The organism is Desulfuromonas svalbardensis (assembly GCF_055389415.1).
Window position 1 is genome coordinate 445,939 of the sequence record NZ_AP042416.1, and the last position, 11,469, is coordinate 457,407.

An 11,469-nucleotide genomic window follows, 5' to 3' on the forward strand; every position below is an offset into this window, starting at 1 on the left:
AAAACCGAACTACTTTACACCTGCGGCAAAGGTCGAATCAAGGACGAACTCATGTCATACGAGGTAAAGAGTCACGCAAAATGTGAAATAAAGGGAATTATCGATCAGGAATTACGGTACGAGGGCGAGGACACTGCTCCGGAAATCAACGCCTCCAGGTGGGGGAAACCTGCCAACAAAAGTGAATCAAGAGCTCCATCTTCCAACTCTTTTTCTGTAACGGTGATAATGTTTAACGCTAGCTCTGGAACGATACGATCTGGAGCATCAAAAACACTTCGATTATCTGGCACAAAATCAATAATGCCCTGAATGGAAAAATCATCACGCCGACAAATGACACAACTGAAACGACGCTCCAACAGCATATTGTGTTTTTCGTATTTATGCCAAGATGTTCCCGTTCCGATGCGTAGCAAATCCAGTAGCGTTACGTTCCAAAACAACCAGCAACGATCATTGAAACGATCACCAAGTTGCTGCATAAACAACTGTTCGTTGGCCGGCACCAAAACCTGTCTGGGAGCAGGTGGTCCTAAGCGCTTCTCGGTTGACCAACGAACAAAATAGATTGAAATCATCAACCCGACGACTAAAACGAACAACGCAATAAATACAAACGTATCAGCCACAAGAACACCTAAGAAAATAAAAATGACGACAAATAAAAACAAACGATAATTAACTGCTATTTATCATTTGTTTTCATCCACGTCAAGCAACAGGGGAACATAATGAAGAGAAAACGAATAAAAAACGACCAAGAACACGTGTCATGCAAACTGCCCTAACAGATATAGTATGACTTTTCAGTTGGTATGGTCCAATTGGTAAATACAGAACAACTGCCAAAGATCAACTGTTGCCATAAATAATTTAGGCGCGTGTTGGAAATATTAATTTCCCCGAGCAACAAAAATAATAGTTAATATTTAAATAACACAGTGTTATATTATCAATTAAAGATAATGGAGGACTCATGAAGCATACGTTGTACCTCACGATGACACTCGCCGCCTTTTGGCTTCTCCTTTCGGGGCACTACACCCCGTTCGTTCTCTCCTGCGGTTTTTTTTCTATCATCATCACCGTCTATATCGCCCGGCGAATGGATGTTGTTGACGACGAAGCACAACCCATCCACCTCACATCCGGCATCCTCATCTATTGGGTATGGCTCACAAGAGAGGTCATACTTGCCAATATTGCAGTGTCCCGGCGCATCTGGTCGCCACGTCTCGATATCAGCCCGACAGTAATTTGCGTTGACGCCAGCCAGAAAACCCCACTAGGGATTATGCTATACGCCAACTCCATTACAGTTACCCCTGGAACCGTGTGCATCAACGTTGAGGGCAATAAATTAGAAGTGCATGCCCTAACATGGAGTGCCGCACAGGATTTGTTGAGTGGTGAAATGGATCGACGCGTTTCTCAATTGGAGATTTAATCATTATGTATGCGGCAGCTTCACTTGCCATCCTTGTGGTGATGGGACTAGCACTGATCAGAGCAATTCTGGGACCGACGGCCTTTGATCGTCTGTTATCGGTCAATATGTTTGGCACTAAAACGGTTTTGCTTATCTCCGTTATCGGCTTTTTAACCAATCGGCCCGACTTCCTTGACATTGCACTGGTTTACGCTTTGGTCAATTTTTTAAGTACCATCGCCGTATTACGTTATTTCGAGCAGCAGACGTCCACGCCAACCGACAATATGGAGGGATGATGACCTCGACAATCGACATCATTACAGCGCTGTGTTTGACGGCAGGGTGTTTCTTAGGCATTACAGGTGGATTCGGCATCTATCGCCTACCTGATTTTTACACCCGACTACACGCCAGCAGCGTTACTGATTCAGCCTGCGCTTTTCTCATATTGTTTGGCCTTATGCTACAAAGTGGCTTCACCTTAGCCACCGTTAAACTATGTTTCATCTTCTTTTTTCTTGTATTAAGCAGCACAACCGCAACCCATGCCTTGGCAAAAACAGCTCGAAGCCGAGGCCTAGAACCACTACTCGGCAGAGAGGATAAACGTTAATGGAAACGACCATTGATATCGTCCTGCTCACTTTTTTGTGCATCACATCCATGGCGATTATCCATATCCGTAAACTGTTTTGCGGCATTATGCTTTTGGGGATTTTCAGCTTGCTGTCGGCGTGCCTATTTGTCACCATGGATGCCGTTGACGTCGCATTTACCGAGGCAGCAGTGGGTACCGGGATCTCGACAATTCTCCTTCTTGGCGCGATGGGGCAAACAAATTCCCACGAAAAACGGCCACCATATCAGCCATTTATTGCTCTACTTGTTGTATTAGTGACGGGTTCGGTTCTCATTTATGGCACCATGGATCTCCCTGCTTTTGGCACCCCCGATGCAGCCATTCACCTCCATGTAGCACCGCGCTATATTCAACAATCTCCCCTCGAAGTTGGGCCGCCAAACATGGTCACTTCGGTTTTAGCCAGTTACCGTGGCTACGATACGTTGGGGGAAACAGCCGTGATCTTCACTGCGGGGATTGCTCTCGTAGCACTGCTAAGTGCACCGCGCAAAAAGAATGAACAACGAAACATAGCAACCACTCAACCAGCAACACTACATGATCACCTTGTTTTGCGCATTATCGGCAAAATGTTTATCCCACTGATCTTACTCTTTGCCCTGTACGTTCAATTTCATGGTGACTATGGCCCCGGCGGAGGATTTCAAGCAGGTGTTATCTTTGCCAGTGGCATCATCCTCTACAGCTTAATTTTTGGCCTTGATACCGCCATGCGCGTCATCAGTCCAACAGTTTTACGAATACTTGGCGCTGCGGGCTTAATCCTCTATATCGGTGTCGGAATTCTCTGTATCATCAACGGTGGCAACTTCCTTGACTATAATACTCTCGCCAGTCGACCTGTTGACGGCCAACACTTAGGGATTTTTCTGATTGAACTTGGCGTTGGGACGACCGTTTTTGCCATTATGGTGATGATGTTCTACGCATTCAGCTCGCGCGGGAGACATTCATCATGACATGGATAGGACACTATAACTATTGGGGTGCCGTTTTCTTGATGATGTCAGGATTTTACGTGGTGATCTCACGCGGCAATCTCATCAAAAAACTAATTGGGCTCAATATTTTTTCTACATCGGTTTTTTTACTCTATATCTCCATGGGTAAAATTAAAGGGGCAACCGCACCGATATTAACCGAGGCTTCGTTGTCATCATCAGCGCCACAACTTTACTCAAACCCATTACCCCATGTTTTAATTCTTACAGCAATTGTTGTCGGTGTGGCGACCACCGCCGTCGGTCTAGCCTTAACAGTTCGCATCAACGAGCGTTACGGAACCATTGAAGAGGATGAAATTCGCGCTAAGGATGACTCGCTATGATCCATTTACCCGTTGCTCAAGTTGTCATCCCCCTGCTTGCTGCGCCACTGTGCCTTCTTTTTCGCACCAAACAGATGGCATGGTCTATCGCTCTCATTGCCACGTGGGCCAGTTTTTGTGTCAGTATTTTACTGGCCATCCATGTCACCACAATCGGCCCTCTAAGCTACAATATCGGCGGCTGGCCTGCTCCCTGGGGGATCACCTATTACATTGACACCCTGAACGCCTTTGTGTTGCTGATTGTTTCAGGAATGAGCGCTCTGGTGTTGCTTTATGCCAGAAAAAGCGTCGAAATGGAGATCGACAGTCCAACCCAGCCCTACTTTTACAGTCTATTGCTAATATGCATAACAGGCTTACTCGGTATCACCGTAACGGGTGATGCCTTTAACATGTATGTTTTCCTCGAACTCTCTTCGTTATCCTCCTACGCCCTCATTGGCATGGGACCACGACGACGCGCGTTAACAGCAGCCTACCAGTACCTCATTATGGGCACCATTGGTGCGACCTTTATCCTCATCGGCATCGGCTTGCTCTACAGCCTAACAGGTACACTCAATATTCAAGACATGGCGTATCAATTAAGGGTAAACGATATTTTAGGCAGCGGGAATCGCACACTCCTCACCGCCTTTGCGTTTTTAACCGTCGGCTTAAGCTTAAAGCTGGCATTATTTCCACTCCACCTATGGCTTCCAAACGCCTACAGTTATGCACCATCAGTGGTCACAATTTTCTTAGCTGCCACAGCAACCAAGGTAGCCATCTATATGTTGCTACGCTTCTGCTTTGGCGTCATTGGCAACGGAACCATTTTCCAAATGACTCTGGGAAAAATCATCCTAATTCCTGCGTTAGCAGCAATTGTTGTCGCCTCGATAGTGGCTATTTTCCAGTACGATATTAAACGGATGCTCGCATATTCAAGCGTTGCGCAAATTGGATATATGATCCTTGGCATCAGCTTTGCCACCAAAACTGGGCTCACCGCAGGGATTCTCCACATGTTTAATCATGCGATGATGAAAGGACTCCTGTTTATGGTGATGGGTGCAGTGAGTTATCGCGTCGGCTCAGTTTACATCAACGACTTTCGAGGTCTCGGTAGAAAAATGCCGTGGACGATGGCCGCCTTTGTCGTCGGTGGATTAAGTTTAATGGGCGTACCCATGACCGCTGGCTTTATCAGTAAATGGTATCTGGTTAAGGCGGCGCTTGAAAATGGCTGGTGGGATGTCATCATCTTGATTTTGCTCGGCTCGTTGTTGGCTGTTGTCTACATTTGGCGCGTAGTCGAAACCGCCTATTTCAACCCCTCCCATGAAAACGAAGAGGATGCTGGTGAAGCGCCCTTGTCACTGTTGATCCCGATGTGGACCCTTGTCATTGCCAACATCTATTTTGGCATCGACACCAGTATCCCGATCACATTCGCTCAGCGGGCGGCAACGCTATTAATAGGGGGAATCTGATGACAACTGAAACCCTCATCCAATTATGTATTTTATTGCCAGCCTGTGGTGCATTGTTTATTGCAGCCAGCGCGAAATTTCCGAATTTGCGTGAAGCGGTAACACTGAGTACCGCGACAGGACTTTTTTGTCTGGTGGTGGCTATATTTCAGCGTCCCGATGCCCTCAATCATGCGCCTATCATCCTCGCTGAACCGTTACCAGGGCTACAACTTCAACTGTGCCTCGAACCCCTAGGGCTCCTTTTTGCGGGAATTGCCAGCTTACTGTGGCTCATCACCTCGGTGTACACCATCGGTTACATGCGCGGTAATAAAGAAAGAAACCAAACTCGACTGTATATCTGTTTTGCTCTCGCCTTGGCCAGTACGATGGGTATTGCGTTATCGGGTAACCTCATCACTCTGTTTCTGTTTTACGAAATGCTAACCCTTTCCACCTATCCGCTGGTCACTCACAATGAAGATCATGATGCCGTCAGTGGTGGCCGTTACTATCTCGGTATCCTGATCAGCACTTCGGTCGGCTTGCTGTTACCAGCAATCATCTGGACGTGGCATCTTACTGGCACTACCACCTTTACCCCTGGCGGAATTCTTGCTGGTGCCATTGATCCCAGCTTAGTCGTTCTATTGTTGCTCCTGTACGCCTTTGGCATTGGCAAAGCGGCGTTGATGCCAATACACCGTTGGCTTCCCGAAGCGATGGTTGCGCCAACACCCGTCAGTGCCTTACTCCATGCGGTTGCCGTTGTGAAAGCGGGAGTGTTCTGTATGGTGAAAATTGTTCTTTATATTTTTGGCCCACAGCTTTTAATCACCACTGGCAGCAATTCAGTTTTGATCGGGCTGGCTTCCTTTACTATTATTTCAGCCTCCATTATTGCCTTACGCCAAGACAATTTAAAACGCCGCCTGGCCTACTCGACCATCAGTCAACTGTCGTACATCACGTTAGCGGTGGCAATTTTAACCCCGCACTCAATCACGGCAGCCGTACTGCACATTACTGCTCATGCCTTTGGCAAAATCACTCTATTTTTTGCAGCAGGAGCCATTTACACCGCAGCGCACAAAACAAAGGTCAGTGAACTTAATGGCATTGGTCAGCGCATGCCGTGGACAATGGCTGCCTTTGCCATCGCCTCACTCTCAATGATCGGCTTACCACCTGCTGCGGGTTTTATCTCAAAGTGGTATCTGCTACAAGGCGCTCTAAGTGTCAATAGTGTGCCCATTATTGCCGTATTGCTTTTAAGCACTCTACTTAATACGGGCTATTTCATCCCTATCGTTTATGCCGCATTCTTCAAAAAAGAGGACGAAGCACCAGCACACCCTCACGGCGAAGCACCATGGACAATGGTATTGGCCCTAACGACAACAGCCCTGCTAACATTGATCCTTTTCTTCTGGCCACAGATTCCACTCGAGTTGGCCGCTCAACTTCCAGGAGTTGGCCGATGAAAAAAATAGCTGTGCCTCGGCGTATCATTGTCACCCTTGCACTATTAACGCTGATTTTAGCGGCGCTGGATCTGATGATACATCATCACGCAGAAGTGTCGTTTTTACCTCACTTTGGCCTTTATCTACTCATCAGCCTCGGCGCCGGGATTGTTTTCATCGCCCTTGCACGAGCACTAGCTCCCTTACTAAGCCGCAAGGAGGATTACTATGACCGCTAATCTTCTGCTCACACCAGGTCTGCTAGTTATTGTCGCAGGGTTACTGCTTTCGTTTTTTTCTGGCTGGCAACAACGAATGGTTGTGTTTATTTCACCACTTATTGCGCTGTGGCAACTGTGGTCATTACCCATAGGTTTGCACCTTACTGTTTCGGTGGCCAGTTTCAATCTTGACATTCTCCACATCACTGCCACTGGGCGCATGTTTGCCTGCGCTTTTATTATTGCACTATGGCTCGGCGGCCTGTTTGCCTTAGCATCGGCAAGTCGCTCGGAGTTAGCGAGTGCATTCATTTATGCCGGCAGTGCAATAAGCGTTACCTTGTGTGGCGACCTCATCAGTCTTTTCTTCTTTTGGGAACTGATGGCAATCACATCAACGATTGTAATTTGGTCTCATAGAACTCAACAATCGTGGCAAGCAGGGTTACGCTATCTGTTAATTCACTTAGCGGGCGGAGTGATCTTACTAGCTGGGATTGCGGGGATTGCCATTACAGGCTCAAGTTTAGCTATTGGTATGCTCCCAGCAGCGGGCGTTGCGCGCTGGCTCGTATTAGCTGGATTTCTTATCAATGCTGGTGCCCCGCCCTTTTCACATTGGATTGCCGATGCCTATCCGTCATCGAGCCCAACAGGGATGGTATTCCTTTCGGCCTTTACGACCAAAACTGCCGTATATGTTCTCATTGCCTATTTTGCCGGTGAACAGATTCTTATCCCTATTGGCCTCTACATGGCCATTTATGGGGTGATTTATGCATTGCGAGAAAACAATATTCGCCGAATTCTTGCGTATAGCATTGTTAATCAAGTTGGTTTTATGGTGGTTGCGGTGGGCATTGGCAGTGAAATAGCGATTCATGGCGCAACAGCCCACGCCTTTGCCCATATTTTGTATAAAACCGTACTGCTTATGACAGCGGGCAGCGTGCTGTTAAGTGTTGGTAAACAGCATGGAGATCAATTGGGCAACCTATTCCGCAAGATGCCATGGACAACAGGGTGTGTTGTCATTGGCGCTGCAGCCAGCATGGGAGTTCCGCTGACATCGAGCTTTATTACTAAATCGCTTATTCTTCAGTCGGCAACAGAGCAACACTTAACGTGGACATGGCTTATCTTAACAGGCTGTTCAGCAGCGGTTGTTTTTAATGCTGGAGTACGTTTCCCATGGCTCACTTTTTTTCAGCCTCAGCAATCTGAGGCTATTGAAGCGGGTCATGACCCAAACATGACTTCTATTTTTGCGATGTGTTGTGGCGCAGCAATCTGTTTATTGATTGGCTTTTTACCTCAGCAATTTTATTCAATGTTGCCACCACATCAGCCGTACCACCCCTACACACTTAGCCATGTTATCGAACAATTCCAACTACTTATTCCAGCAGCATTACTTTTTTTCTGCTTTGTGCCACAACCGGCCACGCACGTAGTGGTTCAATTGGATTTTGACTGGCTGTTTCGTCGTCCGTTACTAAGCCTTTGGAACAATATCATCTTAACCTTGTTTGATATTGGTGCTCAGGCCCGTGATATTTTTGTCTCAGCTTTAGTGCGCAGTTTTATGTTTTTATTTCGCTATCACGGCCCACGAGGCATTTTAGCGCGTTCGTGGCCAACAGGCAGTATCGCGTTATGGGTTGCATTAATATTGGCCAGCTATGTCATCCTGTACACACTACAAAGTCGTTCATTATCGATGTTTATTCAGCAAAGTTTATCTGGTTAACCGTTTTTATTTTGTTCTAACAAAGATGGCCCCCCAGAGAAAACTCTGAGGGGCCATTGTAAACAATTAGACAAATCATTCGGTTAATATTTTAATATCACACTGTCAAGGCTACGCTTAGGCAGATGATAGTTACCAGCTTCATCGTGCCAACCATAACCATCCGCACCAGCCTCTTGAGGTTCAAGAACAATCTCCTCGCCAGGCTTACCAATAGCGACAACAAGAAGAATCTCATAACGAGTTGGAAGATCTAGTGCTTCGCGTAACTTACGCCGCTGCACTTTTGCCGCAATACAGCCACCAAGACCATTATGCGTAGCACCAAGCAAGATCGATTGAGCCACAATACCTTGATCGGCGACATAACTACTACAAACCGTTTTATCACCAAGAACAACAATATAACCCGTTGGCTTAACACCCTTAATTGGGCCGCCCCAACCACGTAGATAGCCTTGCCATGCAAGGGTCTCAAAGATTGCCTCGTTGCGCTCTTCCTCACACGACAAAAGGTAACGCAGTGGCTGCATATTCATGTTACTCGTCGACGGTGCAAGCCGCGCATAATCAACTAACTTACGCAACAACTCCTCTGTTACCTTTTCAGACTCAACAAAATAGTGGTAATTACGTGTCTTTTCAATCAAGCCTCTGAAGTCACAGTTACTTAATGCACAATCAGTCATGACGATATTCCTTTCTTGCCAGCTGGTATAACCAGAACAGTACCCATTTTACTGTTACGGCATCCAATACCAAACATACCTTGCCTTATTGTTCTATTTTGGCAACTGACTCCGGCTGACACGGTAAGCCTTACCAAAATAAAACAGGCCCCAATTTCCAATACCAAAAATAGAATAGCGTTTGTTTTCATCTTATGCAATCTTTTTTTTGCAAAGATTACCATTATAGTGATAATCTCTGGGGCCTTACTACTGCGGGTTAAGTAGGCAAGAAGGTAAATAGAACAATAACTAACTGAAATAATGTTAAAATTTCATTTAACAATTCTCATCGCATATCTATACTGGAGCGAATATAAATAGTGAAATATTTACTCAACAAGCAAGCTAGTTAATTTGGTAATGGCTGTTTCGACTCGAAGAATACGCGCTCCGATTTCGATAGGGGTAAAATTGCACTCAATAAACTTGTCCACTTCATAGTCAATAAAGCCCCCTTCTGGCCCGACGGCAACCGTAACCATCTGTTCTGCTGAGCGAAAAGGAAACTGAGGACAAGGCTTGGCATTATGTGGGTGGGCCACAAAGCAGGATCCCCCCCCAGCAATGTTTTGTAATTCATCTTCAACAAAGGGCTTAAAGCGTGAATGAAGGGTCACAACTGGCAGTACGGTATCGCGGGCCTGTTCTAATCCTGTAATCAATTGCCTATTAATTTCATCTGGAGCTAAACACGGACTGCCCCAGTAGCTTTTATCTACACGCCAACTATTGATCAGACAAATCCTTTTGATTCCAAGAGTGGTTGCGGTGATCAAAATGCGTTTAAAAACCTTAGGTCTTGGCAGGGCTAACACCAAATTCAATGGAGCAGCTTGTGGCGGGTCATCATCACAAACAACTGACATTTCAAGTAGTTGCTCAGTTAATGCCAGAATGGAGCCTAAGCCCATGCAACCATTGAGATCACCTACACGTATCTTTTCTCCCACTTGAGCCTTTAAAACCTCGACAACATGCTTGTGTCGATAGTCATTCAACCGTACTCGCCCATCAACAGTGTAATCTGAAGGATACAAGATAATAAGATTCATAGTTCTACCGATCCTTTGTTACAAATTTAGGAGTCTAGTCCTAATTCATGCCACCGAGAAGAGACTTTTTTTTCAATTTCAGTACTCGGATGTAAACGTTGATTCTGAGTAAAGCAACGTCCCGTCGTATCGATGACAATCTGCTCAGAACTCGCACTATTCAATTTAAACCCACTATGACGATAATGATTTATTACCCGCCAAAAAAGTTCCTGAGGTTGGTTAACATCGATTTCGCCATCAACAAAAACAAGAAATTTGCTGTGAACAAATAATGGATGAGCTTGGACCTGTTGCTTAACGGTTTCAAGCTGATCATCTACTCGCAATTGAATAAAAGCGCAGCCATGAAAAACAGTCTCTGGCGGCATAAAGACTTCCAACACCTGCGGGATTTGCCGTTTAACCAAGGGGATGATTAACTGAGACAGGTAAGAACCAAGAACCATATTCTCAGTTGGTGGCCCGCCAACCATTGTTGTTGGGATCACTGCATCACGACGCGATTCAATCCGTTCGAGATTGAATACTGGGCACTGCTCAATATCACTATAGTAGCCCTCATGATTACCAAAAGGGCCTTCAGGTAAAGTCATTGCAGGATCCAGCGATCCCTGAATCACGACTTCACTGGGTGTCGGTATTGGCAATGAACTTAATTCACTACAATAAAAAGAGACAGGCTCTTGCTGAATATAACTGGCAAAACAAAACTCACTGGTGTGAGAACCAAGGGGGAAAACCGCAGCAAACATTAATGCCGGATCGCAACCTAAAACAATCGTAATAGGCATCGATTCGTTATACTTCTGATACTCAGAAAAGATCTTCTGACCATCGGATCCAGGACGAAAATGGATCGTTGCTTGGTGCGACCCATGAATTTGTACGCGATAAATACCGCAGTTAACCCGTTGACCCTGTCGCGTTTGGCTAATGACCACAGCTAGGGACAAGTAATGACCCGCATCATCAGGCCAAACCTTGATTGCAGGCAGGTCAGTAAAATCATCCAGACGGATCATCTCGGGAGGACTAACCTTCTTTGGTTCAAATTCAACCACTGCCGACAACCAACTCATAAACGATGAGAAACTATCGAGAGAGTCATCCAATTGTGCCATACGCTGAGCTAGGCTTACCCCATCATTTCCTGACAGGATCATTGATATTCTAACTGGGGTGCCGAAAAAGTTTGCCACGCATGAAAAGGAAGATTCTTCAATAGAACGAAACAACAGCGCTGGAGAAAAAGGTGATTGTTTAATCATCCGTTTCACAATCGCAGCCATCTCCAGGTGTGGAGATACGGAAGCAGTGATCTCTTTCAGTTCGCCATTATTTTGAAGTGAATCAATACAGCACCGAAATTTCATAAAATTCC

13 protein-coding genes are annotated in these 11,469 nt (G+C 45.9%); 9 read left to right on the plus strand and 4 right to left on the minus strand.

The window, feature by feature from the left end; translation table 11 throughout:
* Positions 1-104: 104 nt before the first annotated feature.
* Positions 105-632: a hypothetical protein gene (locus tag ACZ5KY_RS02080; protein WP_464242250.1), complete on the minus strand. Its 528-nt coding sequence runs from the start codon at positions 630-632 to the stop codon at positions 105-107.
* Between the two features lie 347 nt (positions 633-979).
* On the opposite strand from ACZ5KY_RS02080, the gene ACZ5KY_RS02085 reads away from it, so the two are divergent.
* Genes ACZ5KY_RS02085 through ACZ5KY_RS02125 form a run of 9 tightly spaced genes read left to right on the plus strand, consistent with a single transcriptional unit; the run spans position 980 to position 8,302 of the window.
* Entirely contained in the window at positions 980-1,450 is a 471-nt protein-coding gene (locus ACZ5KY_RS02085) for a Na+/H+ antiporter subunit E (protein WP_464242251.1), read from the plus strand.
* Positions 1,451-1,455: 5 nt separating this feature from the next.
* The gene (locus ACZ5KY_RS02090) at positions 1,456-1,731 is read left to right on the plus strand and encodes an MrpF/PhaF family protein (protein ID WP_464242252.1); all 276 of its coding nucleotides are present in this window, start codon (positions 1,456-1,458) and stop codon (positions 1,729-1,731) included.
* On the plus strand, positions 1,731-2,048 hold the full coding sequence (mnhG, locus tag ACZ5KY_RS02095; RefSeq protein WP_464242253.1) for a monovalent cation/H(+) antiporter subunit G: 318 nt from the start codon (positions 1,731-1,733) through the stop codon (positions 2,046-2,048). The genes ACZ5KY_RS02090 and mnhG overlap by 1 nt, the downstream gene beginning before the upstream one ends.
* Complete coding sequence (locus ACZ5KY_RS02100) at positions 2,048-3,037, plus strand: DUF4040 domain-containing protein (protein WP_464242254.1); 990 nt, start codon at positions 2,048-2,050, stop codon at positions 3,035-3,037. The genes mnhG and ACZ5KY_RS02100 overlap by 1 nt, the downstream gene beginning before the upstream one ends.
* A complete protein-coding gene (locus ACZ5KY_RS02105) occupies positions 3,034-3,405 on the plus strand; it encodes a cation:proton antiporter subunit C (protein ID WP_464242255.1) in 372 nt (123 codons plus the stop codon). Before ACZ5KY_RS02100 ends, ACZ5KY_RS02105 begins: the two co-directional genes overlap by 4 nt.
* Positions 3,402-4,883: a monovalent cation/H+ antiporter subunit D family protein gene (locus ACZ5KY_RS02110; protein WP_464242256.1), complete on the plus strand. Its 1,482-nt coding sequence runs from the start codon at positions 3,402-3,404 to the stop codon at positions 4,881-4,883. The genes ACZ5KY_RS02105 and ACZ5KY_RS02110 overlap by 4 nt, the downstream gene beginning before the upstream one ends.
* Positions 4,883-6,349: a monovalent cation/H+ antiporter subunit D family protein gene (locus ACZ5KY_RS02115; RefSeq protein WP_464242257.1), complete on the plus strand. Its 1,467-nt coding sequence runs from the start codon at positions 4,883-4,885 to the stop codon at positions 6,347-6,349. Before ACZ5KY_RS02110 ends, ACZ5KY_RS02115 begins: the two co-directional genes overlap by 1 nt.
* Entirely contained in the window at positions 6,346-6,570 is a 225-nt protein-coding gene (locus ACZ5KY_RS02120) for a hypothetical protein (RefSeq protein WP_464242258.1), read from the plus strand. Before ACZ5KY_RS02115 ends, ACZ5KY_RS02120 begins: the two co-directional genes overlap by 4 nt.
* The gene (locus ACZ5KY_RS02125; RefSeq protein WP_464242259.1) at positions 6,560-8,302 is read left to right on the plus strand and encodes a proton-conducting transporter transmembrane domain-containing protein; all 1,743 of its coding nucleotides are present in this window, start codon (positions 6,560-6,562) and stop codon (positions 8,300-8,302) included. The genes ACZ5KY_RS02120 and ACZ5KY_RS02125 overlap by 11 nt, the downstream gene beginning before the upstream one ends.
* An 83-nt stretch (positions 8,303-8,385) precedes the next feature.
* On the opposite strand, the gene ACZ5KY_RS02130 is transcribed toward ACZ5KY_RS02125, so the two are convergent.
* The 3 genes from ACZ5KY_RS02130 to ACZ5KY_RS02140 form a co-directional block, all read right to left on the minus strand.
* Positions 8,386-8,991 (minus strand): nitroreductase family protein, encoded by a 606-nt coding sequence (locus tag ACZ5KY_RS02130; protein ID WP_464242260.1) that lies wholly within the window; start codon positions 8,989-8,991, stop codon positions 8,386-8,388.
* Between the two features lie 371 nt (positions 8,992-9,362).
* Complete coding sequence (locus ACZ5KY_RS02135; RefSeq protein WP_464242261.1) at positions 9,363-10,085, minus strand: 16S rRNA (uracil(1498)-N(3))-methyltransferase; 723 nt, start codon at positions 10,083-10,085, stop codon at positions 9,363-9,365.
* Positions 10,086-10,111: 26 nt separating this feature from the next.
* Positions 10,112-11,461: a UbiD family decarboxylase gene (locus tag ACZ5KY_RS02140; protein ID WP_464242262.1), complete on the minus strand. Its 1,350-nt coding sequence runs from the start codon at positions 11,459-11,461 to the stop codon at positions 10,112-10,114.
* Positions 11,462-11,469: the final 8 nt, after the last annotated feature.